Below are 25,751 nucleotides of genomic sequence, written 5' to 3' on the forward strand. Positions count from 1 at the left end.
TCGTAGCTGTTCAGCGTCAGGGTGCGCGCATCACTGAGGAAACCCAGCGATTCGACCGCATCGAGCACGGTATCGGGGGTGAGCAGGGCGAAGGGGTGTTGCGCGTCCATTATTCAGCAGCCGGCAAGGTATGGGAGGCTATGGTGGCGCTTATAAAGGCAAGCTTCAAGCTGCAAGCGACAAGCAACCAGCGGCGCGTAGCAGATTGCCTGGTGGTGGCTCAGGGTGTTCTGGCTATGCACCAGATGCTCACGCTGGCAGCTCCGGCCTCGATCAGCGCGTGGCTGGCGGCGTCGGCGGTGGCGCCGGTGGTGACCACATCGTCTACCAGGGCCAGATGCAGACCGGAGACCGCAGCTGATGGCGGGCATTGGAATGCGTCGGCCAGGTTGCGCTTGCGATCGTCGGCGCTTAGCCCCTGCTGGGCTTCGGTATGGCGCACCCGCAGCAGACTGCGCCGGCACAGGGGGATCTGCAGATGCGCGGCGACCGGTCTGGCCAGCTCCAACGCCTGATTGAAACCGCGGCGCGCTTCGCGGCTGCGATGCAGAGGCATCGGCAACACGCGATCAGGCAACGCCTGATCCTGTTCGCAATAGTGAAAGTGGACTGCTTCGGCCAGCAAACGAGCCATCGCTCTGCCATAGATCAGTTGGTCGTGGTACTTGAATGCCGGGATCAGACTGTCGAGCGGAAAACGGTAGAGCAGCGGGGAGACCACCTGGAAAAAGGCGGGGCTATGCTGTTGGCAGTTGCCGCAGAGCTGGTTCTCGAACGGCAGCGGCAGGGCGCAGCGTCGGCATTGGCTACCCAGCCAGGGCAGGTCAGCGCGGCAGGCATCACAAATCCCGGCTGTGGGCTGGGGTCCGTCACCCAGGCAGAGCAGACACCGGCCTGACTGTGTGTTTTTTAACCACCTGTAAACCTGAAGCATGCTCAATGGTTGACAGCCTCCTTGCCGCCGCTATCATGCGATGCATAGCTTCAACTAACGACGTTTACCGTGCAACTGCTAGGATCGAATTCATGACTGCTTCCGTGACCCGCCACAACTGGACTCCGGCACAAGTGCTGGCCCTGTTCCGTCAGCCCTTCAATGACCTGCTGTTCCAGGCCCAGACTGTCCATCGCGAGCATTTCGATGCCAACCGGGTTCAGGTTTCCACGTTGCTGTCGATCAAGACCGGCTCCTGCCCGGAAGACTGCAAGTATTGCCCGCAGTCAGGCCACTACAATACGGGGCTCGAAAAGGAAAAGCTGCTCGAAGTGCAAAAGGTGCTGGACGAGGCGCTGGCGGCCAAGGCGATCGGCGCGACGCGTTTCTGCATGGGCGCGGCCTGGAAGCATCCATCCGAGAAGGACATGCCCTATGTGCTCGAGATGGTCAAGGGCGTACGCAAGCTGGGCCTGGAAACCTGCATGACCCTGGGCAAGCTGACCAAGGAGCAGACCGCCGCACTGGCCGATGCCGGCCTGGATTACTACAATCACAACCTCGATACCTCGCCGGAGTTCTACGGCAAAATCATTACCACCCGCACCTTCGGTGATCGTCTTGAGACACTCTCCTACGTGCGGGATGCGGGCATGAAGATCTGCTCCGGCGGCATTCTGGGCATGGGCGAGTCGATCGAAGATCGTGCGGGTCTGCTGATCCAGCTGGCCAATCTGCCCGAGCATCCCGAGAGCGTTCCGATCAACATGCTGGTCAAGGTCAAGGGAACACCGCTGGAGAACGAGGAGGACGTCGATCCCTTCGATTTCATCCGTACCCTGGCCGTAGCCCGCATCATGATGCCCAAGTCCCACGTGCGGCTGTCCGCCGGCCGTGAGCAGATGAACGAGCAGACCCAGTCCCTGGCCTTTTTCGCCGGCGCCAACTCGATCTTCTACGGCGACCGCCTGCTGACCACCTCCAACCCGCAGGCCGAGAAGGACATGCGGTTGTTCGATCGCCTGGGTATCAAGCCCGAGGAGCGCCAGGAGCATGATGACGAAGTGCATCAGGCCGCCATCGAGCAGGCTCTGGTCGAGCAGCGTGACAGCGAAATGTTTGTCAACGCGGCGGGCTGAAGAACAGCCGGCTCAAGTTTCAATAGACAGACGACAAGCTGCGGGTGCTCTCGGCACCCGCAGCAAGTCCCCGATCAATCCAACTATCAGTATGCCCGGCCAGCTTGCTACCTGAAACTTGCCGCCTGCAACTGCGTGAGCCCTATGCCGTTCGACCTGCCGTCCCGTCTCGCTGAGCGCCGTGCTGCTCACCTGTATCGCCAGCGACCCCTGCTCGAGTCGCCCCAGGGTGTCCGGGTCACCGTTGATGGCCAGGCATTGCTGGCGTTCTGTAATAACGACTATCTCGGCCTGGCCAATCATCCGCAGGTGGTTGATGCCTTTGTCCAAGGGGCTGGTAAATGGGGTGTCGGCGGCGGCGCGTCGCATCTGGTGATCGGCCACAGTGAGCCGCACCATCAATTGGAGCAGGCGCTGGCGGAATTTACCGGGCGCCCCCGCGCTTTGCTGATGTCCAGCGGTTACATGGCCAATATCGGTGCGGTGACAGCGCTGGTGGGGAAGGGCGATACGGTACTGCAGGACCGGCTCAATCACGCCTCCCTGCTGGATGCAGGTCTGCTCAGTGGCGCCCGGTTCTCGCGTTACCTGCACAACGACCCGGCCAGCCTCGCTTCCCGCCTGGCTAAAGCCACAGGGAACACCCTAGTGGTGACTGATGGCGTCTTCAGCATGGACGGCGATCTGGCCGATCTGCCAGCCCTGTGCGCGACTGCCCGGGCTCGTGATGCCTGGGTCATGGTCGACGATGCACACGGTTTCGGCTGCCTGGGCAAGAATGGGGGTGGCATCGTCGAGCATTTTGGCCTGGGCCTGGAGGATGTGCCGGTGCTGATCGGTACGCTGGGCAAGGGTTTCGGTACCGCTGGCGCGTTCATTGCCGGCAGTGAGGACCTGATAGAGACGTTGATCCAGTTCGCCCGCCCCTATGTCTATACCACCAGCCAGCCGCCGGCAGTGGCCTGCGCGACGCTGGCAAGCCTGCAGTTGTTGCGCGACGAGCACTGGCGTCGTGAGCACCTGCAACGGCTGATTGGCCTGTTCCGTGCCGGCGTCGAAGATCTGGGGCTGGAGCTGATGGACAGTCCCAGCCCGATCCAGCCTATTCTGGTCGGTAGCAGTGCCCGGGCGCTGGCGCTTTCTGCCGCGCTGCGCGATCGGGGCATTCTGGTTACCGCAATTCGTCCGCCGACGGTTCCGCAGGGCACCGCCCGATTGCGCGTGACCCTCTGCGCTGCGCACAGCGAAGACGATGTGGCGCAGCTGATTGCTGGCCTGCAGCAGGCAATCACCCATTTGCCGGAGCATCTTGATGCCTGAAATCAGTCTGCTGCCCGGATGGGCAATGGCAACGGAAACCATGCAACCCCTGCGCGGAGCGCTGCTGGAGCGGCTGCCGGGCAGTCAGGTGCGCTGTCATGCCTTGCCGGCCATTCAGCTTTCCAGCATGGAGCCGGATCTGGCTGCGCTGGCCGAAGCCCTGAGCCCGGGTGTCCTGGTGGGATGGTCGCTCGGTGGCATGTTGGCTGTACAGCTGCAACGACGTTATCCCGAACGCTTCAGCGCAGTCGTGACTATTGCCAGCAATGCCTGCTTTGTCACGCGGCCTGACTGGCCGGCGGCAATGCCAGCGGAGACCTTCAAGCAATTCTATGCCGATATGCGCAGCGAGCCGGAAAAGGCCCTGAAGCGGTTTGCCCTGCTGGTTACCCAGGGCAGTGGGCAGCGACGCGTGCTGGGCAAGGCGCTGCAGTGGGACGAGGCCGATCCTGAGCAGCGGCTGCATGCACTGGCCGTGCTGGCGGTATTGGATAACCGTGTGCCGCTGGCGCGCAGTGCGGCGCCGATGCTGCACTGCCTGGCTGGAAATGACACTCTGGTGCCTGCGGGTGCGGCTGAGCTGTTGAGGCAGCTTGGCGATCCATCCGGTTCGATCTCGCAGGTGGCCGTGCATCCTGACGCCAGTCATGCCCTGCCGCTCGAACAGCCGCTCTGGTTGGCCGAGCAGATTGCCAGCTTGCTGGAGTCAGCCGATGTCTGAGGCGACCATAGACAAGCAACGGGTAGCCGAGTCGTTCAGTCGCGCCGCGGCCACCTATGACCAGGCCGCGGCCTTTCAGCGCAGCGTCGGACACAACCTCTTGGCGCGACTGGCGATACAGCTTGAGGCTCGCGATATAGTCGACCTGGGCGCCGGCACCGGCTATTTCACCCGGGCACTCTCGCAGCGCTTCGCAGTGCCCGTAGCCGGTCTGGATCTGGCAGAGGGCATGCTGCGCTTTGCCCGCCAGTCTGTCGACCCGCAGCAGCACCTGCTGCTTGATTATCCGCGCTGGGTCGTAGCGGACGCCGAAGCGCTACCCCTGCGTCCGGCGTCTCAGGATCTGATTTTCTCCAGCCTGGCGCTGCAATGGTGCCCCGACCTAGCGCAGGCGCTCGCCGAAGCGCGGCGGGTATTGCGGCCCGGCGGCTGTCTGGCATTCAACACTCTGGTCGACGGCACGCTATATGAGTTGCAGCGCGCGTGGCAAACGGTGGATGGCTTCGTACACGTCAACCGGTTCATGCCCACGACGCGGTTGCAGGAGCTGCTGGGCACTGCCGGCTTTGCCAGCTGGCGCTGTGACGTTGAACCTCACGTCCTGCGCTACTCTCAACTGGGCGATCTGACACGCGAACTCAAGGCGTTGGGTGCCCACAATCTGAATCAGGGCAGGCCGGGCGGCCTGACTGGGCGGGCCCGGCTGCGCGCACTGACCGAGGCCTACGAAGCGTTTCGCCAACCCGAAGGCCTGCCGGCCACCTACCAGGTGGCGCAGGTTCTGATGTTCAAGGAGTCATGACATGCTCAAGCGCTACTTTGTGACCGGTACCGACACCGAGATCGGCAAGACCACCATTGCCTGCGGCCTGCTCTGCGCGGCTCGGCGTACCGGGATTACCACCGCGGCCGCTAAGCCTGTGGCGGCGGGTTGTGAACGCACGGCCGATGGGCTGCGCAACGAGGATGCCCTGGCGCTGCAGGCCCAATGCAGCCCGGCACTGGCCTATGAGCTGATCAATCCGGTCACCCTGGAAGCCGCTATCGCGCCGCACATCGCCGCGAGCGAGGAGGGCGCCGATCTGACGGTCGAACTGCTGGCCGGCGGCTGTCTGCAGGTGTTTGATCGCAACGCGGAATTCACGCTGGTGGAAGGGGCGGGTGGCTGGCGCGTGCCGCTCAATCCGCAGGAGACCCTGGCCGACCTGGCGCGTGATCTGCGTCTGCCGGTGATCATGGTGGTGGGCATGCGTCTGGGTTGCATCAATCACGCGATCCTTACCGCTGAAGCTATTGCTGCGGACGGGCTGCATCTGGCCGGCTGGGTGGCCAATCAGGTCGACCCGGACATGAGCCGCCCGCAGGAGAATCTGGCAACGCTGAAGCAGGTGATAAAGGCGCCTTACCTGGGCTTCGTACCCTGGCTGGAAAATGCTAGTGCGGATCTGGTAGCGGATCGTCTGGATATCACGCCGCTGGTCTGAAAGCCGCCAGACGCGGTTTTCCGCATAGTGGCTTTGTGCTTCAATGGCGGTAACTACTTACTGGAGGAAGTGCCCATGGCCAGTCTCGATCTGATGTCAGCCGGTATGAACAGTGTCCGTCAGGGACAGTACCGCGCATCGACTGCAGCCGCGGAGATCGCTCGCGTGGGCACCCAGTCGGATCCTGCTGCGTCCCAGGCAGTTCCCCTGCAGCCAGCGACCGACAAACCTGCGGCCACCACGGCGGTCGACAGTAATCGCCCGGTCAATCTGGTGGACAGTATGGTCGAGTTGCAGCAGGGACGTCGTGAGGTCGAGGCGGGCGCTTCTGTTATCGACACCGCATCCGAAGTGCTGGGTACACTCCTGGACGTTACTGCCTGAGTTAATCAGGTCATCGGATCGCCCATGAGCAGCATAGGCTCTTTTTTACCATCGTCTTTCTACTCCCCCTCGTTCAGTCGCGCAGAGCCTCTGCGGCCGACTCCGGCCGACCAACAGGCGCCGAAATCCACTGCTGGCACGCTCACCAATACCAGCAACGTCCCAGCCACTAACGACGAGCAGGTGGGCGGCGCTTCGTCGTTTTCCCGAGTTGCCGATTCTACCGGTGCGGCAGCTTCCGAGGACGGACAGCGCGAAGCTCGGGTGCGTCAGCAGCTGACCGGCAAGGAAGCCGAGCTGGAAATGGTCGAGCAGACCGAAATTCGCGAGTTGTCAGCCCGCGACCGTGAGGTGCGCGCCCATGAACAGGCGCACATGGCGGTCGGCGGGCAGTATGCCGGCGCGGTCAGCTACGATTACAGCCGCGGCCCCGATGGCCGGTTATACGCTACCGGCGGGTCGGTTTCGATCGACATATCTCCGGTGGCGGGCGATCCGGCAGCAACGATCGCCAAGATGCAGCAGGTCCAGCGGGCCGCATTGGCGCCTGCCGAGCCCTCTGGCGCTGATCGGGCGGTAGCGGCTCAGGCCGCACAAATGATTGCCCAGGCGCGTGCCGAGGTAGCTACCCGCAATGTTCAGGGCGAATCCAGTGCTGCTGCTGATGCGCCCACAGATGACGAGAAAGACGAGGCGCAAAGCGGCCAGCCGACGGAGCCAGTACCGGTGGCTTCCGGAACACGTGAACTCGCCACCTATCGCCAGATAGAGACGCCTGCTTTATCCGAACAGGCGGCCTTTCGCGCCAGCGCCTGATTTATCTCTTTCCGTAACCTGATTTCTTGCCATGCGTCCCGGATGCGGGGCTGTGGGCGGTTCTGTCGCGCTGGGCCAAAGGGTCTGCCGGTTACAAAGTTTTTAATCAGTCGCGGTTCACTGGCACTTGACATAAAGCGGGTCTAAACGTATGTTTCAAACGTCTGTTTGAATCAGCTGCCAAAGCAGCACCTAATCCGCAGCCAACAGCTGCTCTTGCATCCCGTTATAACCGTTGAGGTCAAGTACCATGCCAGATTACAAGGCTCCCCTGCGTGACATCCGCTTCGTCCGTGACGAGGTTCTGGGATATGAAGAACACTACAAGAGCCTGCCCGGCTGCGAAGACGCGACCCCGGACATGGTTAACGCCATCCTCGAAGAAGGCGCCAAATTCTGTGAGCAGGTCATTGCCCCGCTGAACCGGGTGGGTGACAGCGAAGGCTGCACCTGGAGCTCGGAGGGTGTGAAGACGCCGACCGGTTTCAAGGAAGCCTACGCCCAGTACGTTGAAGGCGGTTGGCCGAGCCTGGCCCACGATGTGGATCACGGCGGCCAGGGTCTGCCCGAGTCCTTGGGTCTGGCAGTGAGCGAAATGGTCGGCCAGGCCAACTGGTCCTGGGGCATGTACCCCGGTCTGTCCCATGGCTGCATGAATACCATTGCGACCCATGGCACTGACGAGCACAAGCATACCTATCTGACCAAGCTGGTTTCCGGTCAGTGGACCGGCACCATGTGTCTGACCGAATCCCATTGCGGTACGGATCTGGGCATGCTGCGTACCAAGGCCGAGCCCCAGGCCGATGGCAGCTACAAGCTCAGCGGCACCAAGATCTTCATCTCCTCCGGTGAGCATGATATGGCCGAGAACATCGTCCACATCGTCCTGGCGCGTCTTCCCGACGCACCCGCCGGAACCAAGGGTATTTCCTTGTTCATCGTTCCCAAGTTCCTGCCCGATGCCAGCGGCGAGAAGGGCGAGCGTAACGGCGTCAGCTGCGGTTCGCTCGAGCACAAGATGGGCATCCACGGTAACGCTACCTGCGTGATGAACTTCGACGGCGCCACCGGCTTCCTGATCGGACCACCGAACAAGGGCCTGAATGCGATGTTCACCTTCATGAATACCGCCCGCCTGGGTACCGCGCTGCAAGGCCTGGCCCATGCCGAAGTCGGTTTCCAGGGCGGCATCCAGTATGCCCGCGATCGCCTGCAGATGCGCTCGCTGACGGGTCCGAAAGCCCCCGAGAAGGCGGCTGATCCAATCATCGTGCATCCCGATGTACGCCGCATGCTGTTGACCATGAAAGCCTTTGCCGAGGGTAACCGGGCAATGGTCTACTTCACCGCCAAGCAGGTGGATATCGTCAAGAACAGCCAGGACGAAGAGCAGAAGAAGCAGGCCGATGCGCTACTGGCCTTCCTCACGCCGATCGCCAAGGCATTCATGACCGAAGTGGGCTTTGAAGCGGCTAACCATGGTGTGCAGATCTATGGTGGCCACGGTTTCATCGCCGAGTGGGGCATGGAGCAGAACGTACGTGATGCCCGCATCTCCATGTTGTATGAAGGTACTACCGGTATTCAGGCGCTGGACCTGCTCGGCCGTAAGGTGCTTATGACCCAGGGAGAAGCATTGAAGTGCTTCACCAAGATCGTCCACAAGTTCTGCCAGACCGAAGAGGGTAACGAAGCCATTCAGGAGTTTGTTACTCCGCTGAATGCGCTGAACAAGGAATGGGGCGAGCTCACCATGAAGATCGGTATGGCTGCGATGAAGGATCGTGAAATGGTCGGTGCCGCATCGGTCGACTATTGCATGTACTCCGGCTACGCGTGCCTGGCCTACTTCTGGGCGGACATGGCCCGCGTTGCTGCGGCCAAGCTGGCTGAAGGCACCGCTGACGAGGCTTTCTACCAGGCCAAGTTGCAGACTGCGCGTTTCTACTTCCAGCGCATCCTGCCGCGCACCCGCATGCACGTTGATGCGATGCTGTCGGGTGCTGACAACCTGATGGACATGGCAGAAGAGAACTTCGCACTGGGCTATTGATAGCCAGTTGGCGAAACGAAGGCCGCTCCCGCAAGGGGCGGCCTTTTTTGTTGTTGGAGCCTGAAAACCCGTTCAACGTGCCAGACGCAGTCCGGAAAATTGCCAGCGGGTCTGCGGCGGGAAGAAATTGCGATAGCTGGCGCGCGCGTGGCCGGGCGGGGTTGCCAGAGAGCTGCCGCGCAGCACCATCTGGTTGATCATGAACTTGCCGTTGTATTCGCCCACAGCTCCCGCCGCCGGCTTGTAGCCGGGATAGGGCAGATAGGCGCTGTTGGTCCACTGCCAGACCTCATCGAACAGTCCATGTAATGAACTGTACTCACAGACGGCAAGCTCCCATTCGGTTTCGGTAGGCAGTCGGGCGCCGACCCAGCGTGCGTAGGCATCGGCTTCGTAGAAACTCAGGTGGCTTACCGCTGCGTTCGGTTCCACCGCAACCCGTCCACGCAGAGTAAAGGTACTCCAGCCCTGGTCGCTGTGCTGCCAGTAGAGAGGTGCCTGCCAACCCTCCTGACAGACCCTATCCCAACCGTCTGACAGCCAGAGCTCCGGTCGGCTATAGCCACCATCTAGCATGAATGCCAGATACTCCCTGTTACTGACGTTATGGGTGGCCAGTTCGAAGGGTTCCAGCCATGTCTTGTGCCTTGGCAGCTCGTTGTCATAGCTGAATAGCTTGCCCTGGTGACCCATCTCCACCAGGCCGCCACTGAAGGCCACATAACCCTTTGATTCGCTGGCGCCGGCTTGTGGCGCCTGGTCGACCGACTCACTTTGCCAGACCGGTTGCAGTGGGTTGCAGGCAAAGTGATGTTTGAGATCGGTCGTGATCAGCTCCTGGTGCTGCTGTTCATGATGCAATCCCAGCTCGAGCAGATACATCTGTGCGGCGGTCAGTTTCTGCGCATCCAGCGCTGCGAGCATGTGCTGATCAATATGTCCGCGGTAGCGCATTACTTCGCGAAGGGTCGGGCGTGATAACAGGCCTCGCTCTGCGCGCAGATGGCGATCGCCGACGCCTAAATAGTAGGAGTTGAACAGCACCTTGAAGCTGTCATCAAAGGGTTCGGGCGCCTCGGGCACCTCTGCCAGGATGAAGGTTTCGAAAAACCAGCTGGTATGCGCAAGGTGCCACTTGACCGGGCTTGCGTCGTTCATCGACTGCAGCTGGCAGTCCTCCGCACTCAGCCCCTGGACCAGCTCCATGCTGTAGGTGCGGGTCTGCTGGAAGCGCGTCTTGAGCAGCGCTGCGCGGGTGAGGGTCTGGTGCAGACTCATCAGACTGGCCCCGCCAGGAAGATGCCGAACCAGCCGTCGGGATCAGTCCACACAGCTGGCTGGGCGTAGCCCGCTTCCTTCAGGATGGCTGCAAAGCCGTCGGGAGTATATTTATGCGAGTACTCGGTCAAGATGTGCTCTCCTTCTCGGAATGACCGGTTGCTGTCTCCAAGCCGCACAACCAGGTCGCGTTTAGCGACCAGTTGCATTTCTATACGGCTTTGCTGCCGATCGAAGATCGCTCGGTGTCTGAAGTCTTCGAGCTGGAAATCGCCATCGAGTTCCCGATTTACCACGTTGAGCACGTTGAGATTGAATCCCGCCGTGACGCCTTCGGCGTCGTCATAGGCGGATTCGAGAATGTCCGTCGGTTTCACCAGATCTACCCCGATCAGCAGGCGCCCCGCACTGCCACAGTGGTGGTGAATGCTGCGTAGCAGGTGCAGCGCATCTGCGCGGGCAAAGTTGCCGATCGACGAGCCGGGGTAGAAAAACACCGGCGGACTGTCTGGTCGTTCTGCCAGCAGCCCGGCAATATCGAGTTGCTGGGTAAAGTCACTGACAACACCGACGCATTCAACCCGCGGGTATCCGGCGGCAAGGTCGGCCAGGGAAAGGCCTAGAAAGTCCGCCGCGATATCGATGCCGATCAGGCGGTCCGGTGCCAGTCCATCCATCCAGCGGCGGGATTTGGCACAATCCCCGCAGCCCAGGTCAATCCACTGCGCATTATCGGGCAGCTGGCAGGCCATCTGCTGCGCATAAGCCCTGAAAATGCTTTCCTCGGTTCGCGTCGGGTAGTACTCGTCGAGCTGGCAGATGCGCGTAAATATCTCGCAGCCCAAATCGTCGTAGAAGTATTTCGGGTTGATCCGGGCTTCGGGCTGGAGGAGGCCTGCAAGCAATTCTGCACGCTCTCCGGCGGGATTCCTGCACAGACGGTTCTCGATGCGGGGGAGCGGCATGGCGAGGTTCACGATGGAAATCCTGTGGGGCTAGTGTCTTGAAAACCTAGCACCGCGTCGGCGCTTTCGCCAATACAGGAGAGATCGTGGGAGTTGTCGGTGCAATGGAGCGAGCTGCGCCGGCGCGCAGCCCGAACGGCTCAGATATCCTGTTCCACCGTCTCGCGTACCAGCTTGAATATCTTGCGCGAGGCCGCTGGCGGTTTGTTTTCAGCCGCTTCCTTGGCGGCCTGGCGAATCAGCTGACGCAGTTGCTGACGATCAGTCTGCGGATAGGCTGTCATGAAGGCTTCCTGGTCCTCGGCGCTGCCGCTGAGCAGCCGGTCACGCCAGCGTTCAATCTGGTGGAAATGTTGGGCATGAACCTGGCTGCTGCTGTCGAGCCGGTCCAGGTAGGCGCGAATGGCGTCCACGTCCTGGTCCGGCATCTGCTTGCCAATAAAACTGAGATGGCGTTTCAGCGCGCCGCGGGCTGTATGTCGCGGTGCCTCTTCCAATGCGGCGAGCAGCTTGTCGGTCAGATCAAGCTTGGCCAGCTGGGCAGGCTTGAGGTCAATCAGACGGCGGCCCAGGGCTCGCAGCTCATCGCGTTCGCGCTTGAGTTGCGATCTACTGACGCCCTCGTCATCCTGTTCCTCATCATAGAAGTCTGTCATGGTCACCTCGTTGCGGCCCGCCTGCGGGTACTGCATGCGGTTACTGGTCAATGCGCCATGATACCCGTTCACAGCGGGGCTGTCCGCGGTACAATGGCCGCCTGAGAGGAGATTACATGACCGATTACCAACCCGCCCGACACGATGACCCCCACGCGCTGCGCCAGGACCTGGAACAGCGAGTTGCCTACATTCTCGAGGAGTCCCGCCGGCAGGGCGCGACAGCCTGTGAAGTAGGTGTGAGCCAGAATACCGGCCTGTCGGTAGCGGTGCGCCAGGGCGAAGTGGAAACTGTCGAGTTCAATCGTGACCAGGGATTTGCGATCAACCTGCATGTGGGCCAGCGCAAGGGTTCTGCGAGTACCTCGGATACCTCTGACCAGGCCATTGGGGCAGCTATTCAGGCAGCGCTGGGTATTGCCCGTCATGCGTCGGAAGACAGTTATGCCGGGCTGGCCGATCCGGAGCTGATGGCGCGGGATCTGCCCGATCTTGATCTCTACCACCCGTGGGAGGTGGACGCCGGTGAGGCGATCGAACGGGCGTTAGCCTGCGAGTCTGCAGCGCTGGCCACCGACCCGCGCCTGACCAGCGACAGTGCCAACGTCAGCACCCAGAAAGGCTGCCGCGTCTATGGCAACAGTAACGGTTTTATCGGCAGCTCGATGGGTACGCGCCACAGTGCTTCGGCGGTGATGATCGTCGCCTCCGAGCAGGGCATGCAACGCGACTATTGGTATGACGTAGACCGTCAGGCCAGCGAGCTGCCGAGCCCTGAAGCCCTGGGACGCAAGGCTGCCCAACGTACCCTGGCGCGGCTGGGCTCACGGCCGATCAAGACAGCCAAGGTGCCGGTGTTGTTCGCCGCTGACCAGGCATCCGGCCTGCTCGGCCACCTGATCGGAGCCATCGCCGGGGGCGCGGTCTATCGCCAGTCGACTTTCCTGCTCGACGCATTGGGGCAGCCAATCTTTCCCTCCTGGGTAACCATTGACGAACGGCCCTATCTGCCACGCGCACTTGGCAGCTCGGCCTTCGATGGTGATGGTCTGGCGACTCGCGAGCAGGCTTTTGTCGACCAGGGCAAACTGCACAGCTGGGTGCTCAGCACCTACTCCGGCCGCAAGCTCGGCTTGCCGAGTACCGCCAATGCCGGCGGTGTGCACAATCTGCACATCACCAGCAATGCTGGCGACCTTGATGAGTTGCTACAGGAGATGGGCACCGGTTTGCTGGTCACCGAGCTGATGGGCCAGGGTGTCAACGGCGTAACCGGAGACTATTCACGCGGAGCGGGCGGGTTTTGGGTCGAGGATGGCAAGATCCAGCATCCGGTGCAGGAAGTCACCATCGCCGGCAATCTCAAGGACATGTTCGCCAACCTGCGCTGCGTCGGTTCGGATACCGAGCGTCGTGGCAACAATCTGACCGGTAGCTGGCTGGTGGACGGGATGACGGTGGGAGGGGAGTAAAAGTAGCTTCGCTTATTCCCCTTCCTCGAAATAATCTTCGATCAGCGCCAGCAGCTCCGCCATTGCCTGGTCTGCATCTTCGCCTTCGCAGGTGATGCAGACTTCACTGCCTTTGCCGGCTGCAAGCATCATGACCTGCATGATGCTCTTGCCGTTGACCTGGTTGTCTTCAGCTGAGCCTATGCGTACTTCGCACTTGTGACGACTGGCGACGCCGACAAACTTGGCTGCGGCGCGGGCATGCAGGCCGAGTTTGTTGATGATCGGAGTGCGCCGTGTGAGCATGGTCAGGGGACATCCCGGTGACGGATCAGCATGTTTGCTGTCTTGTTGCCCAGATCCTGTCGCAGTCTTTCGGCTATGTAGACCGAGCGGTGATGGCCGCCGGTGCAGCCTATCGCGATGGTCATGTAGCTGCGCTCACCGGCGGCGTAGCGAGGCAGCCACTTTTCCAGAAATACCCGGATGTCCTGGTACATTTCCTGTACGTCCGGCTGGGCATCGAGGTAATCGCGCACGGGCTGGTCGCTACCGGAGAACTGCCGCAGATCGGGTTTCCAGTACGGATTGGGCAGGCAGCGGACGTCGAACACCAGATCGGCATCGACCGGCACGCCCCGCTTGAAACCGAAGGACTGGATGAGCACCGAGGGCGCGCTGCCCTGGCTGCCGAGCAGGCGCTGCTTCAGGGTGTCGCGTAACTGGTAGAGGTTCAGGTGGCTGGTATCGATCTTCAGGTTGGCCAGATCTATGATCGGTTCGAGCAGGCGCAGTTCGGCCGCGATGGCTTCTGCCAACGAGTGACTCTGGTCAGTCAGCGGATGCTTGCGCCGGGTTTCCGAAAAACGCTTGATCAGCACTTCGTCGGTTGCTGCAAGAAAGATCACGTCACAGGTGATGCCACTGTCGCGTACCTGTTCCAGCAGGTCAGGGAAGCGTTGCAGGTCGCTGGGCAGGTTGCGCGCGTCGATGCTGATGGCGACCTTGGGCAGGTTCATGCCTGCCTTGTTGGCCTGACGGGCCAGGTCCGGCAACAGCCCGGCCGGCAGGTTGTCGATGCAGTAGAAGCCGTTGTCCTCGAGCAGGTGCAACGCGGTGCTCTTGCCCGAACCGGAACGCCCGCTGACGACGACCAGATGCATGGCGATCAATTGTCCGAGTCGGCGGAAGTCATGATGCGGTAAAGCGCTTCGGCATCTTCTGCTTCGCGCAGCGCCTCACGCAGGCTTGCCTGGTCGAGCTTCTCGGCCAGCATCTTGAGGATCTGCAGGTGCTGCTCGGTAGCCTCGGAGGGCACCAGCAGGACAAAGATAAGGTCGACCGGCTCGCCGTCGAGTGCATCAAAGTCGATCTTTGACTGCAGCTGGAACAGGGCGCCGATCGGTTTGTGGCAGTCTCCCAGCCGACAGTGTGGAATGGCAATACCATTACCGAAGCCGGTAGACCCGAGCTTCTCACGGGCTATCAGGTTCTGGTAGATGCTGTCGGGGTCGAGATGGCTGTGCTGGGCAATCATCTTGCCGATCAGCTCGAGCATTCTTTTCTTCGAGCCCCCCTGCACATCGGCGAAGGTGCGCTGGGGGGTGAGTATGTGGTCAATTTGCATGGGTATTGGCTACGGTTGCCTTAGCGGTCGTTGACGCCTTGCTGGCGATTGAGGTTCTTTTCCTTGTGCTTTATCAGCTGGCGGTCGAGCTTGTCTGTCATCAGGTCGATCGCCGCGTACATGTCGGTATGCTCGGCGTTGGCTACTACTTCGCCACCGGCAACATGCAGGATAGCTTCGGCCTTTTGTCTGAAGTTCTCGACTTCCAGAATTACCTGAACGTTGGTTATTTTGTCGAAATGACGCTCCAGTCGGGTCATTTTCTCGTTCACGTAATTGCGCAATGGATCGGTAATGTCTAGCTGATGACCGCTTAGGTTCAGTTGCATATGACTTCTCCTGATTGGCTTGATGAAACGGGGAAACGAAGTCGGTTCCCCATTGTGCCACCTGTCGTGCTGTGCGTATCAGGCCCGCCGCTCAGACAATCCGCTTGCGTTCGCTTGATGGTGCGATGTTGAGCGACTCGCGGTACTTGGCGATCGTACGGCGGGCTACATCGATTCCCTGTTCTTCCAGTAAACCAGCGATCTTGCTGTCGCTCAATGGTTTCTTCGGGTTTTCTGTAGAGACCAGTTTCTTGATCAGTGCGCGTATGGCTGTGGAAGAGAATTCGCCGCCTTCGGCGGTGCCCACATGGCTGGAGAAAAAGTATTTCAGTTCGAAAATACCGCGCGGTGTGTGCATGAATTTCTGAGTGGTGACCCGCGATATCGTCGACTCATGCATGCCCACCGCCTCTGCGATGTCGTGCAGTACCAGGGGCTTCATCGCCTCCTCGCCATATTCGAGAAACTCGCGCTGGTGCTCGACGATCTGCGTGGCGACCTTCATCAGCGTCTCGTTGCGGCTCTGCAGGCTCTTGATGAACCAGCGTGCTTCCTGCAGATTATTGCGCAGGTATGTATTGTCCTGGCTGGAATCCGCCCGTCGCACCATCGATGCATATTGGCTGTTGACCCGGATCTTGGGTACCGACTCCTGGTTCAATTCGACTATCCAGCGGTTGCTGTCGCGTCTTACGATCACATCGGGGATCACGTATTCGGGCTCGCCGGAGGCGATTTCCGAACCGGGGCGCGGATTCAGCGTCTGGATCAGCGCGATCACGCGGCCCAGTTGATCTTCCTTCAATCGCGTGCGCCGCATCAGTTGGCTGAAATCACGGCTGCCGAGCAGTCCCAGATGGTCACCCACGACCTTTTGCGCCTGTTCCAGCAGCGGCGTATTGGCCGGGAGTTGGCGTAACTGTAGTAGCAGGCACTCGCTCAGATCACGGGCACCCACACCGACCGGCTCGAACTGCTGAATCCGGTGCAGCACCATCTCGATCTCATCAAGCTCGACCTCAAGTTCAGGATCAATGGAAGCGAGGATGTCTTCGAGAGACTCCTCCAGATAGCCATCGGCATTGATCGCGTCGATGATCGACAGGGCAATCAACTGGTCGGTTTCGGAAAGCGGAATAAGATTCAGTTGCCACTCCAGGTGGCTCTGCAGCGTTTCACCGGTACCGGTGCGGGAGGTGAAGTCCCAGTCATCATCGTCGCCGCTGGGGAGTGAGCTGGCTGATGTCTGATAGACATCTTCCCATTGCGTATCTACCGGCAGGTCACTGGGGATCTGTTCATTCCAGTTGCCTTCCTCGGTTGCTTGGGAATGCTGTTCGATGGCGTCCATTTCGACCGGCTCGGGCACGGATACTGCTGGCGCCTCGTCGCTGTCTGCCGCGTCGGAACCGGCGCTGCCATGGTCGTCGTCACCCTCGTCTGCCATCTCCAGCATCGGATTGGCTTCCAGGGCCTCCTGAACCTCCTGCTGGAGGTCGAGGCTCGATAGTTGAAGCAGTCTGATGGCCTGCTGCAGCTGAGGTGTCATCGTCAGCTGCTGCCCCATCTTGAGGACGAGCGTGGGTTTCATTATAGGACGTACTACCTTATGCGCTATTTCTGGCGTTTGTTCGAATCCGGCCTAAATCTAGCATGCCTGAATTGACCATGTTTTTATAGCCGGAACTCCTGGCCCAGATACACGTCCTTGACCAGTTGATTGTTGAGCACGGCCTGAGCGTTACCCTCGGCAATGATGTGGCCGTCGCTGACGATATAGGCCTTGTCGCAGATATCCAGGGTCTCGCGCACATTGTGATCGGTAATCAGTACGCCGATGCCCTTGCTCCGCAGATGCTGGATGATCTGCTTGATGTCATTCACCGAGATCGGGTCCACGCCGGCAAAGGGCTCGTCGAGCAGGATGAACTTGGGTTCGGTCGCCAGTGCACGTGCAATCTCCGCTCGGCGGCGCTCACCTCCGGACAGACTCATACCCTTGCTGTCGGCCAGATGGCGGATGTGGAATTCGTCCATCAGCGAGGTCAGCTTCTCAAGTCGGCCCTTGCGATCCAGGTCCTTGCGCGTCTGCAAGATGGCCATGATGTTGTCGGCGACGCTGAGCTTGCGAAAAATCGATGCTTCCTGGGGGAGGTAGCCAATACCCTGACGCGCGCGGCCGTGCATCGGCAGATGGGTTACATCCATGCCACCAATCAGGATATGGCCGTGGTCGGCCTTGACCAGGCCAACAATCATGTAGAAACAGGTGGTCTTGCCTGCACCATTGGGTCCCAGCAAGCCAACGACCTCGCCGCTGCGAATGGACAGCGAGACGTCTTCCACTACTTTTCTCGATTTATACGCTTTGGCCAGGTGGCGTGCTTCCAGCGTGGTAGCGGCGGGGGCGATCATGGCGGATCCATTCATGGATTGGGGGCTTCACTTTTATTACTCGGGCGGGGCTGGATGACGATTTCGATGCGTCCGGGCTCGCCTTTATCGCCCGCTGTCGGACGGCCTGCATCAACCACCTGCTTGTTGATGTCGTAACTGACGTAGTCGCCCTGGAAGGTGTTGCCGCGTTGCTCCAGGCGCGCCTGGTCAATCAGCACCACACGCTCGGTGTCGGCGAAGTACTCGATCGTCTGCGCCCGGGCATTGACGTCGGCGTCGTTGGCGTCGGGTGTCTGCGAGTAGGTGGCCGGATTGCCCTGGCTGATGATCTTGCTTACGGCGCCTTCGCTGTCGGTATTGAGGGTAACCTGATTGCCAGTCAGACGCATGCTGCCCTGGGTGATTATCACGTTGCCCTTATATACCGCGGTGTTGCGGCGCTCATCCAGCGTGGCGCTGTTGGCCTGGATGCGGATCGGCTGATTGCTGTCCTGGGGCAGCGCCATCGCCGGCAGACTCGTAACCAGCAACAGTGCGGCAAAAGGCAGGAATTTATTGCAGCTCATGCTGACCTCGTACGTTGGACAGCAGCTCCAGGCGGCCGTCATCTAGAAAAACCTGCATGCCGGTGGCAGTGGTAACGCTGCCGGCGGTCTCGATTCTAACGCTTTGTGCCGTCTCGGCATAATCGCGCTCGGGGTAGAGCGTCAGAGCCTGCGTGGTCAAGCGTGCGGTGGGTGCCGACGGGTCCTGGCGCTGCAGGAGTACGTCGTCGATCATTTCGACCTGCTCGCCACCTTGGGTCACAGTGCCCTGTTGCGCTTGCAGCAGCCAGGGATGCTCCTCGCCCAGGCGATAATACAACAGGTTCGGCTGTTCCAGCAGTGTGCTGTCGTCGTCGCGCTGATGGGTCGCTCGCTCGCTGTGTAGCTGGTAAGTCGGCGTTCCCTGCTGGTTGAGCATCAGGATCCGGGTGTTTTCCATGAAAAAATCCGGTTGTAGCGGATCGATCACCAGGGGGGCGGTGTCGAACGAGGAGGGCCGAATATTGAAATACCCCACGGCCAATGCCAGTGACACTACCAGGCCAATCAGTCCTGCGGTGCGCAGATAGCGTGGGATGGTAGGCATCAGAGATAAGTCCCTTGCGCCTGGTCGAGCGAGCCCTGCGCACGCATGATCAGCTCGCAGAACTCCCGCGCCGCGCCGGCACCGCCGCCCGCTGTGGTGACGCCGTGGGCATGCTGACGGACAAAGCTGTCAGCGGTGGCTACCGCCATACCCAGGCCCACTCGGCGCATCACCGGCAGGTCTGGCAGATCGTCACCCAGGAATGCGATCTGCCCGAGCTCGAACGGCAGCAGTTCCCTTAGCTCGGTCAGCGCATTGAGCTTGTCTTCGCGCCCTTGAATCAGGTGCTTGATACCCAGATTCGCCGCACGCTTCTCGACCAGCGGTGACTTGCGGCCACTGATGATTGCAACTTCGACGCCCGAGGCCATGAGCATTTTGATGCCATGGCCATCCAGGGTATTGAACGACTTGAATTCGGTACCATCGGGCATGAAAAACAATCTGCCGTCGGTGAGCACGCCATCGACGTCGAATATAGCCAGGCGAATTGCGCTTGCACGGCGGTTGAGGTCGGCATGCATTGTATTAAGGTCCGTTTCGCTCATACCACCCCCGCGCGCAGTAGATCATGCATGTTCAGTGCGCCTACCGGCTTGCCATCCTGATCGACCACGAAAAGACCGTTAATCTTCGCGTCCTCCATGATTTTCAGCGCTTCGGCAGCGAGCGCGCCCTGGCTCACCGTCTTGCAGCGCGGCGTCATTACCAGGGAAATGCTCGAGGTATGGATATCCAGGCTCTGATCCAGCGTGCGGCGCAGATCACCATCGGTGAAAATACCCGCAAGGCGACCTGCATTGTCAGCTATTCCGGTGAGGCCCAGTCCCTTGCGAGTCATTTCCAGCAGGGCGTCACGCAGCGAAGTCTCAGGTGTCACCAGCGGCATGCGCTCTCCGGCATGCATGATGTCGTCGACCAGCAACAGCAGCCTGCGGCCCAGCGTGCCGCCGGGATGCGAGAAGGCAAAATCCTCGGCGCTGAAACCGCGTGCTTCGAGCAACGCAATGGCTAATGCATCCCCCATGACCAGGGCCGTGGTGGTGCTGGAGGTGGGCGCCAGATTCAGTGGGCAGGCTTCCTGTGCCACACCGGTATGCAGATTGGCCAGCGCGGCATTGGCCATGATCGAGTCGGGATTGCCGGTGATGCTGATCAGCGGCACGCCAAGGCGTTTGAGTAGCGGCAGCAGCGTGACGACTTCTGCCGTGTTGCCGGAATTGGACAGGGCAATAACGACATCCTGCCGGGTAATCATGCCCATGTCGCCGTGGCTGGCTTCACCGGGATGAACAAAGAAGGCGGGAGAGCCGGTGCTGGCGAGGGTGGCGGCGATCTTCTTGCCGATATGGCCAGACTTGCCCATGCCGGTCACCACGATACGGCCGGTGCAGGCCAGCAGGGCATTGCAGGCGGTGACGAAACCGCCGTCAAGACGATCCAGCAGGCTATGAACCGCGTCGCGTTCCATTTCGATGCTGCGACGGGCAGAGGCTGTAAAATCAAAATCGGACATATGCGCACTTCATCGGTTAGCAGGCTCGAGAGTATAGCGTTTTGTGCCGGGTAACTCACCCGTTCCAGGCTGTGGCACTGACGGGAATGCCTGCCCGGCGGGGCAAAGTGTTGGCGGATATTGCCCGGTCGGCAAATTAGATGGCTGTTACTTGGGCTGGGTACACCAAACTGGTATATTAGCGCGTTCAATTTGCCCGCCCTTTGCCGGTGACAGGAAGCCCGATTTTTTATGATCGACGATTCAGAGTTCATTGTTGACCTCAAGCAGGTCACTTTCAGGCGCGGCGGGCGCATCATTTTCGATGGTGTGGATATTCGTATTCCGCGCGGCAAGGTCACCGGCATCATGGGCCCGTCGGGGTGTGGCAAGACCACCCTGCTGCGGCTGATCGGCGCGCAGCTGCGACCCGAGCGCGGAGAAGTGCTGGTGAATGGGCAGAACATTCCCACACTCAAGCGCGAGGCCCTGTTTCGCGCCCGGCAGAACATGGGGATGCTCTTTCAGAGCGGCGCTTTGTTCACCGACCTGAGCGTCTTCGAGAACGTGGCCTTCCCGCTGCGGGTACACACCCAACTCAGCGAGGACATGATTGGCGATATCGTCAAGCTCAAGCTGCAGGCTGTGGGTCTGCGCGGAGCGCATGGGCTGATGCCCGACGAGCTCTCCGGCGGCATGAAGAGGCGAGTGGCTCTGGCCCGGGCAATAGCGCTGGATCCCGAGCTGCTGCTCTATGACGAGCCGTTCGTCGGCCAGGATCCCATTTCCATGGGTGTGCTGGTGCGCCTGATCCGCTTGCTGAATGACGCGCTGGGGCTGACCAGCGTCGTGGTTTCCCACGACCTGGCGGAAACAGCGAGCATAGCGGATTATCTGTACGTGATTGCCGACGGCAGTGTGCTGGGTCATGGCGCTCCGGATGAACTGATGGAGTCTGATAACCCGCGGATACGCCAGTTCATGCGCGGCGAGCCGGATGGGCCTGTGCCCTTCCATTATCCCGCGGACGAGTTCACCGATGATCTGTTGCGACAGGGAGAGCGCAAATGAAGACTTTCTCTGACCGCATTGCGCTGATGGGCGCCTCTGGGCTGGATGTCCTGGCGGCTCTGGGGCGTTCCGGGGTATTTCTTTTTCACGCCATTGCCGGCCGTTCCAATTTCGGCAGCGGCTGGAATCTGCTCGTCAAGCAACTGTATGCGGTAGGCGTGTTGTCGCTGGCGATCATCATCGTTTCCGGGTTGTTTATCGGGATGGTGCTGGCGCTGCAGGGTTACAATATCCTCAGCACCTACGGCTCGGAGCAGGCAGTCGGGCAGATGGTTGCACTGACCCTGCTGCGTGAACTGGGGCCGGTGGTGACCGCGCTGTTGTTCGCCGGTCGGGCCGGCTCTGCGCTGACTGCAGAGATCGGCCTGATGAAAGCCACCGAGCAGTTGTCGGGCCTGGAGATGATCGGTGTCGATCCGCTCAAGTACGTTATTGCGCCCAGGTTGTGGGCGGGTTTCATCTCGATGCCACTGCTGGCGATGATTTTCTGCGTGGTCGGCATCTGGGGTGGCGCGATGGTGGCGGTCGACTGGCTCGGCGTGTATTCCGGGTCTTATTGGGCCAACATGCAGAACTCGGTCGAGTTCAGCAGCGACATCATCAACGGTCTTATCAAGGCGGTGGCCTTTGCCTTCGTGGTTACCTGGATCGCCGTGTTCCAGGGCTATGATTGCGAGCCCACTTCGGAAGGAATCAGCCGGGCAACCACCCGCACCGTTGTTTACGCTTCCCTGGCCGTACTCGGCCTCGACTTCATCCTCACAGCTTTGATGTTCTGATCAGCAAGGAAACCGAACATGCGTACCCGTACCCTAGAGTTGACCGTCGGCCTGTTCATACTGGTTGGCATCATGGCATTGCTGGTCCTGGCGCTACGGGTCAGTGGACTGAGCGTCAGCCCCACGGCAGACAGCTACAAGGTCTATGCCCACTTCGACAATATTGCCGGACTGACGCCGCGGGCCAAGGTCACGATGTCCGGTGTAACCATCGGCCAGGTTACGGCTATCGAATTCGACAAGAACCGTTACACTGCGCGCGTGGAAATGGCGATTGACGGCGACGTTAACACCTTGCCTTCCGACAGTGCCGCCTCGATCCTTACCGCCGGGTTGCTTGGCGAGAAATATGTCGGCATCAGTGTTGGCGGCGAAGACACCATGCTCGAAGATGGTGATCGCATCGTCGATACCCAGTCGGCACTGGTACTCGAAGAACTGATTGGACGGTTTCTGCTCAGTACCGTCAGCAAAGAAGACTAATACGGAGAATGACTATGCGAGCTCTGCTTAAAGCACTGCTGGTTCTGGCACTTGCTGTTCCGCTCACGGTGCAGGCCGCTGCTACGCCCCATGAAGTAGTAGAAGACACCTCGCTGCGGGTGATGAAGGTTCTGGATGCGAACCGTGACACCTATAAAGAGGACACTGATGCGTTCCTCGAAGGTCTCAACGAGGTCATGGACCCGGTGGTCGATTTTCGCGGTATCGCCCGAAGCGTGATGACTGTGCGCTACAGCGGTCGCGTCTCCGATGAGCAAATGGAGCGTTTCATCGATACCTTCAAGCGCAGCATGGTGCAGTTCTATGGCAATGCCCTGCTTGAATTTGATAGCGGGATGATCAAGGTGCTGCCTCCTACCGGTCGCGGCAAATACGGTGACGACCGCACCAGCGTCGATATGGAAATCCGCACCAGCAAGGGCATGGTGTACCCGGTCACCTATACCATGGTGCGCATCGACGACCAGTGGAAGGTACGCAACGTGATTGTCGAAGGGATCAACTTGGGTCTGCTGTTCCGTGACCAGTTCGCCCAGGCGATGCAGACGCATCGCGGTGATATCGATGCGGTTATCAATAACTGGGGTGACGTGGTTGCCAATTCGGCCAAAACCGTCGAAAAAGAGGTCGAGAATTGAGCGCCAGTATTGCCAGTGACAACGATGGCCTTATCCGGCTCGAGGGCGAGTTGGACTTCACCAGTGCGGTCAGTTTGCGTGGTGAGCTGGAGCAGGCGGTCAAGACGCAGTCGGGCAATGTCACACTCGATTTCGCCGGTGTCAGCCAGACCAACAGCGTTGGCCTGTCGTTGATTCTGGTCGCTGCCCGCGCCCTGGCCGACGATGGTGGCAGCCTGCGCTTGCAAAATCTGCCGGAAGGCCTGCGCAGCATTGCCAAGGTCTGCGAGCTGGAAGACTGGTTGGCTACGCTGACAGTCTGATTACAATTTTACGGATGGGGAACTCATGCAGTCCGAACAGGTTAAACAGTTGATTGAGGCGCAATTGCCCGATACCGAAGTGGTAGTCGAGGGCGAGGGCTGCAATTTTCAGCTGATGGTCATCAGCGACTCGCTGGCGGCAATGAGCCCGGTCAAGCGCCAGCAGCAGATATACGCTCTGCTGGGCGATCAGATTGCCGATGGCAGCATTCACGCCGTGAGCATGAAATTCTTTACCCGTGACGCCTGGAACCAGCGCGCCTGACGCTGCCGCAATCCGGGGCCATCCTTACCTGGCGTCCTGCGCCTGACAAGAGAACATATTGCACATGGACAAACTGCTCATCACTGGCGGCAACCGCCTGGATGGAGAAATCCGCATTTCCGGGGCGAAGAATTCGGCGCTGCCCATCCTGGCCGCAACCCTGCTGGCTGACGGACCGGTAACTGTCTGCAACCTGCCGCACCTGCATGACATCACCACGATGATCGAGTTGTTCGGCCGCATGGGTGTGGAGCCTGTGCTGGACGAGCGGATGAATGTGGCGGTCGATCCGACCCGCATCACCACGCTGGTCGCGCCCTATGAACTGGTCAAGACCATGCGCGCTTCCATTCTGGTGCTCGGTCCGATGGTGGCGCACTTCGGTTATGCCGAAGTGGCTCTGCCCGGTGGCTGCGCCATTGGCTCGCGCCCGGTTGACCTGCATATCCGTGGGCTTGAAGCCATGGGCGCCGAAATCTCGGTCGAAGAGGGCTATATAAAGGCGCGCGCACCGGAAGGTGGTCTGCGTGGCGCGCATTTCTTCTTTGACGTGGTGTCGGTGACCGGCACTGAGAACATCCTGATGGCCGCCACCCTGGCCAACGGCCGCACCGTGCTGGAAAACGCAGCGCGCGAGCCCGAGGTGGTCGATCTGGCCGAATGCCTGATCGCCATGGGCGCGAACATCTCCGGTCATGGCACCGACACCATCACCATCGACGGCGTAAAAAGCCTGCACGGGGCGAGCTATTCGGTGATGCCCGACCGCATCGAAACCGGCACCTATCTGGTCGCCGCGGCGGCGACCGGTGGACGCATCAAAGTCAAGGATACCGATCCGACGATCCTGGAAGCTGTGCTGCTCAAGCTGACCGAAGCTGGCGCCCAGATCGATACCGGCAAGAACTGGATCTCCCTGGACATGAAGGGCAATCGCCCACGCGCAGTCAATTTGCGCACCGCGCCTTATCCGGCGTTCCCGACCGACATGCAGGCTCAGTTCATCGCCATGAACGCAGTTGCCGAAGGTACCTCGACAGTCATCGAAACGGTGTTCGAGAATCGCTTCATGCACGTGCAGGAGATGAACCGCATGGGCGCGCATATCACCATCGAAGGTAATACCGCGATCGTCACCGGCGTCGAGAAGCTCAAGGGCGCACCGGTAATGGCCACCGACCTGCGCGCGTCGGCGAGTCTGGTTATTGCCGGCTTGGTCGCCGAGGGCGAGACCCTGGTCGACCGGATATACCACATCGATCGCGGTTACGAATGCATCGAGGAAAAGCTGCAGATGCTCGGCGGTATCATCCGCCGCGTCTCCTGAGCCACACAAGGGATCAAGCATGACCCAGAGCCTGACTATCGCCCTGTCCAAGGGCCGTATTCTCGACGATACATTGCCGCTGCTGAAGCTGGCAGGCATCGAGCCGCTCGAGGATCTGGAAAAAAGCCGCAAGCTGATTTTCGAAACCACCGATCCCGATGTGCGCCTGCTGATCATCCGCGCCACCGATGTGCCGACCTATGTCGAGCTGGGCGCCGCGGATATGGGCGTCGCCGGCAAGGATGTATTGATGGAGTACGGCAGCCAGGGGCTCTATGAGCCGCTGGACCTGAAAATTGCCAATTGCCGGCTGATGACCGCCGGCCCGGTGAGTACGCCCGAGCCCAAGGGGCGCCTGCGGGTGGCCACCAAGTTCGTCAACGTCGCGCGCCGCTACTATGCCGAGCAAGGCCGGCAGGTCGAGGTCATCAAGCTGTATGGCTCGATGGAGCTGGCGCCGCTGGTCGGTCTGGCCGACAAGATTATCGATGTGGTCGATACGGGTAATACCCTGCGCGCCAACGGTCTTGAGCCGCAGGAGCTGATCGCCCATATCAGCTCGCGCCTGGTCGTCAACAAGGCAGCAATGAAGATGAAACACGCGCGAATCAAGGCACTGATCGAACTGCTTGCCGCTGCCGTAGAGCAGCGTGCTGCCTGATTGGCGTCTCCCTACCTACTT

At 60.3% G+C, this 25,751-nt stretch carries 31 protein-coding genes and 1 pseudogene; 17 read left to right on the forward strand and 15 right to left on the reverse strand.

Features of this window, described 5'->3' with window-relative positions:
• Nucleotides 1-110, reverse strand: a pseudogene (locus ABYA88_RS07540) (hypothetical protein); the annotation flags it as partial.
• A 110-nt stretch (nucleotides 111-220) separates the two neighbouring features.
• A complete protein-coding gene (locus tag ABYA88_RS07545; protein WP_373186467.1) occupies nucleotides 221-934 on the reverse strand; it encodes a double zinc ribbon domain-containing protein in 714 nt (237 codons plus the stop codon).
• Between the two features lie 92 nt (nucleotides 935-1,026).
• Here ABYA88_RS07545 and bioB point away from each other — a divergent pair, with 92 nt between their 5' ends.
• From bioB to ABYA88_RS07585, 8 genes are all read left to right on the forward strand, one after another.
• Nucleotides 1,027-2,073, forward strand: coding sequence for a biotin synthase BioB (gene bioB, locus ABYA88_RS07550; protein WP_373186417.1), 1,047 nt, complete (start codon nucleotides 1,027-1,029; stop codon nucleotides 2,071-2,073).
• A gap of 144 nt (nucleotides 2,074-2,217) precedes the next feature.
• Nucleotides 2,218-3,393: an 8-amino-7-oxononanoate synthase gene (bioF, locus tag ABYA88_RS07555; RefSeq protein WP_373186469.1), complete on the forward strand. Its 1,176-nt coding sequence runs from the start codon at nucleotides 2,218-2,220 to the stop codon at nucleotides 3,391-3,393.
• Nucleotides 3,386-4,114 (forward strand): alpha/beta fold hydrolase, encoded by a 729-nt coding sequence (locus ABYA88_RS07560; RefSeq protein ID WP_373186418.1) that lies wholly within the window; start codon nucleotides 3,386-3,388, stop codon nucleotides 4,112-4,114. The genes bioF and ABYA88_RS07560 overlap by 8 nt, the downstream gene beginning before the upstream one ends.
• Nucleotides 4,107-4,916, forward strand: a complete 810-nt coding sequence (gene bioC / locus ABYA88_RS07565; RefSeq protein ID WP_373186419.1) for a malonyl-ACP O-methyltransferase BioC — start codon at nucleotides 4,107-4,109, stop codon at nucleotides 4,914-4,916. The genes ABYA88_RS07560 and bioC overlap by 8 nt, the downstream gene beginning before the upstream one ends.
• A gap of 1 nt (nucleotide 4,917) precedes the next feature.
• On the forward strand, nucleotides 4,918-5,598 hold the full coding sequence (bioD, locus tag ABYA88_RS07570) for a dethiobiotin synthase (protein WP_373186421.1): 681 nt from the start codon (nucleotides 4,918-4,920) through the stop codon (nucleotides 5,596-5,598).
• A 75-nt stretch (nucleotides 5,599-5,673) separates the two neighbouring features.
• On the forward strand, nucleotides 5,674-5,982 hold the full coding sequence (locus ABYA88_RS07575; RefSeq protein WP_373186423.1) for a hypothetical protein: 309 nt from the start codon (nucleotides 5,674-5,676) through the stop codon (nucleotides 5,980-5,982).
• A gap of 24 nt (nucleotides 5,983-6,006) precedes the next feature.
• Nucleotides 6,007-6,798, forward strand: a complete 792-nt coding sequence (locus ABYA88_RS07580; RefSeq protein ID WP_373186425.1) for a putative metalloprotease CJM1_0395 family protein — start codon at nucleotides 6,007-6,009, stop codon at nucleotides 6,796-6,798.
• Nucleotides 6,799-7,048: 250 nt separating this feature from the next.
• Nucleotides 7,049-8,854: a phenylacyl-CoA dehydrogenase gene (locus tag ABYA88_RS07585; RefSeq protein WP_373186427.1), complete on the forward strand. Its 1,806-nt coding sequence runs from the start codon at nucleotides 7,049-7,051 to the stop codon at nucleotides 8,852-8,854.
• A 72-nt stretch (nucleotides 8,855-8,926) separates the two neighbouring features.
• On the opposite strand, the gene egtB is transcribed toward ABYA88_RS07585, so the two are convergent.
• From egtB to yjgA, 3 genes are all read right to left on the reverse strand, one after another.
• Complete coding sequence (gene egtB / locus ABYA88_RS07590; RefSeq protein ID WP_373186428.1) at nucleotides 8,927-10,132, reverse strand: ergothioneine biosynthesis protein EgtB; 1,206 nt, start codon at nucleotides 10,130-10,132, stop codon at nucleotides 8,927-8,929.
• Nucleotides 10,132-11,109: an L-histidine N(alpha)-methyltransferase gene (gene egtD, locus ABYA88_RS07595; RefSeq protein WP_373186429.1), complete on the reverse strand. Its 978-nt coding sequence runs from the start codon at nucleotides 11,107-11,109 to the stop codon at nucleotides 10,132-10,134. Before egtD ends, egtB begins: the two co-directional genes overlap by 1 nt.
• A gap of 128 nt (nucleotides 11,110-11,237) precedes the next feature.
• Entirely contained in the window at nucleotides 11,238-11,753 is a 516-nt protein-coding gene (gene yjgA, locus ABYA88_RS07600; protein WP_373186430.1) for a ribosome biogenesis factor YjgA, read from the reverse strand.
• A gap of 116 nt (nucleotides 11,754-11,869) precedes the next feature.
• Between yjgA and pmbA the strand changes: the two genes are divergently transcribed.
• On the forward strand, nucleotides 11,870-13,225 hold the full coding sequence (pmbA, locus tag ABYA88_RS07605) for a metalloprotease PmbA (RefSeq protein ID WP_373186431.1): 1,356 nt from the start codon (nucleotides 11,870-11,872) through the stop codon (nucleotides 13,223-13,225).
• Nucleotides 13,226-13,237: 12 nt separating this feature from the next.
• Here pmbA and ABYA88_RS07610 read toward each other — a convergent pair whose 3' ends face one another.
• The 10 genes from ABYA88_RS07610 to ABYA88_RS07655 all read right to left on the reverse strand — a co-directional run bounded on the left by ABYA88_RS07610 (nucleotide 13,238) and on the right by ABYA88_RS07655 (nucleotide 20,204).
• Nucleotides 13,238-13,510 (reverse strand): HPr family phosphocarrier protein, encoded by a 273-nt coding sequence (locus ABYA88_RS07610; protein WP_373186432.1) that lies wholly within the window; start codon nucleotides 13,508-13,510, stop codon nucleotides 13,238-13,240.
• A 2-nt stretch (nucleotides 13,511-13,512) separates the two neighbouring features.
• Nucleotides 13,513-14,367 (reverse strand): RNase adapter RapZ, encoded by an 855-nt coding sequence (rapZ, locus tag ABYA88_RS07615; RefSeq protein WP_373186433.1) that lies wholly within the window; start codon nucleotides 14,365-14,367, stop codon nucleotides 13,513-13,515.
• Nucleotides 14,368-14,372: 5 nt separating this feature from the next.
• A complete protein-coding gene (gene ptsN / locus ABYA88_RS07620; RefSeq protein ID WP_373186435.1) occupies nucleotides 14,373-14,831 on the reverse strand; it encodes a PTS IIA-like nitrogen regulatory protein PtsN in 459 nt (152 codons plus the stop codon).
• A gap of 20 nt (nucleotides 14,832-14,851) precedes the next feature.
• Nucleotides 14,852-15,160, reverse strand: a complete 309-nt coding sequence (gene hpf, locus ABYA88_RS07625; protein ID WP_335606708.1) for a ribosome hibernation-promoting factor, HPF/YfiA family — start codon at nucleotides 15,158-15,160, stop codon at nucleotides 14,852-14,854.
• 91 nt (nucleotides 15,161-15,251) lie between these two features.
• Nucleotides 15,252-16,751, reverse strand: coding sequence for an RNA polymerase factor sigma-54 (locus ABYA88_RS07630; RefSeq protein ID WP_373186437.1), 1,500 nt, complete (start codon nucleotides 16,749-16,751; stop codon nucleotides 15,252-15,254).
• An 83-nt stretch (nucleotides 16,752-16,834) separates the two neighbouring features.
• The gene (gene lptB, locus ABYA88_RS07635; protein WP_373186438.1) at nucleotides 16,835-17,575 is read right to left on the reverse strand and encodes an LPS export ABC transporter ATP-binding protein; all 741 of its coding nucleotides are present in this window, start codon (nucleotides 17,573-17,575) and stop codon (nucleotides 16,835-16,837) included.
• 11 nt (nucleotides 17,576-17,586) lie between these two features.
• Entirely contained in the window at nucleotides 17,587-18,123 is a 537-nt protein-coding gene (gene lptA, locus ABYA88_RS07640; protein WP_373186439.1) for a lipopolysaccharide transport periplasmic protein LptA, read from the reverse strand.
• Nucleotides 18,110-18,688 carry an LPS export ABC transporter periplasmic protein LptC gene (lptC, locus tag ABYA88_RS07645; protein WP_373186440.1) on the reverse strand — a complete coding sequence of 193 codons (579 nt, stop codon included), beginning with the start codon at nucleotides 18,686-18,688 and terminating at the stop codon, nucleotides 18,110-18,112. The genes lptA and lptC overlap by 14 nt, the downstream gene beginning before the upstream one ends.
• Nucleotides 18,688-19,212, reverse strand: coding sequence for a KdsC family phosphatase (locus tag ABYA88_RS07650; RefSeq protein ID WP_373186471.1), 525 nt, complete (start codon nucleotides 19,210-19,212; stop codon nucleotides 18,688-18,690). The genes lptC and ABYA88_RS07650 overlap by 1 nt, the downstream gene beginning before the upstream one ends.
• Before the next feature lie 20 nt (nucleotides 19,213-19,232).
• A complete protein-coding gene (locus ABYA88_RS07655) occupies nucleotides 19,233-20,204 on the reverse strand; it encodes a KpsF/GutQ family sugar-phosphate isomerase (protein ID WP_373186441.1) in 972 nt (323 codons plus the stop codon).
• A 231-nt stretch (nucleotides 20,205-20,435) separates the two neighbouring features.
• Here ABYA88_RS07655 and ABYA88_RS07660 point away from each other — a divergent pair, with 231 nt between their 5' ends.
• From ABYA88_RS07660 to hisG, 8 genes are all read left to right on the forward strand, one after another.
• Nucleotides 20,436-21,254, forward strand: a complete 819-nt coding sequence (locus ABYA88_RS07660; RefSeq protein WP_373186443.1) for an ATP-binding cassette domain-containing protein — start codon at nucleotides 20,436-20,438, stop codon at nucleotides 21,252-21,254.
• Nucleotides 21,251-22,033: a lipid asymmetry maintenance ABC transporter permease subunit MlaE gene (mlaE, locus tag ABYA88_RS07665; protein WP_373186445.1), complete on the forward strand. Its 783-nt coding sequence runs from the start codon at nucleotides 21,251-21,253 to the stop codon at nucleotides 22,031-22,033. Before ABYA88_RS07660 ends, mlaE begins: the two co-directional genes overlap by 4 nt.
• Before the next feature lie 18 nt (nucleotides 22,034-22,051).
• Nucleotides 22,052-22,516: an outer membrane lipid asymmetry maintenance protein MlaD gene (mlaD, locus tag ABYA88_RS07670; RefSeq protein ID WP_373186447.1), complete on the forward strand. Its 465-nt coding sequence runs from the start codon at nucleotides 22,052-22,054 to the stop codon at nucleotides 22,514-22,516.
• Nucleotides 22,517-22,530: 14 nt separating this feature from the next.
• Nucleotides 22,531-23,175 (forward strand): phospholipid-binding protein MlaC, encoded by a 645-nt coding sequence (locus ABYA88_RS07675; protein ID WP_373186448.1) that lies wholly within the window; start codon nucleotides 22,531-22,533, stop codon nucleotides 23,173-23,175.
• Nucleotides 23,172-23,477 (forward strand): lipid asymmetry maintenance protein MlaB, encoded by a 306-nt coding sequence (locus ABYA88_RS07680; RefSeq protein WP_373186450.1) that lies wholly within the window; start codon nucleotides 23,172-23,174, stop codon nucleotides 23,475-23,477. The genes ABYA88_RS07675 and ABYA88_RS07680 overlap by 4 nt, the downstream gene beginning before the upstream one ends.
• A gap of 25 nt (nucleotides 23,478-23,502) precedes the next feature.
• On the forward strand, nucleotides 23,503-23,742 hold the full coding sequence (locus ABYA88_RS07685; RefSeq protein ID WP_373186452.1) for a BolA family protein: 240 nt from the start codon (nucleotides 23,503-23,505) through the stop codon (nucleotides 23,740-23,742).
• A gap of 64 nt (nucleotides 23,743-23,806) precedes the next feature.
• Nucleotides 23,807-25,069 carry a UDP-N-acetylglucosamine 1-carboxyvinyltransferase gene (murA, locus tag ABYA88_RS07690; protein ID WP_373186453.1) on the forward strand — a complete coding sequence of 421 codons (1,263 nt, stop codon included), beginning with the start codon at nucleotides 23,807-23,809 and terminating at the stop codon, nucleotides 25,067-25,069.
• 19 nt (nucleotides 25,070-25,088) lie between these two features.
• Entirely contained in the window at nucleotides 25,089-25,730 is a 642-nt protein-coding gene (hisG, locus tag ABYA88_RS07695) for an ATP phosphoribosyltransferase (RefSeq protein ID WP_373186454.1), read from the forward strand.
• Nucleotides 25,731-25,751: the final 21 nt, after the last annotated feature.

Source organism: Halopseudomonas sp. (genome assembly GCF_041579695.1).
Lineage (GTDB): Bacteria > Pseudomonadota > Gammaproteobacteria > Pseudomonadales > Pseudomonadaceae > Halopseudomonas.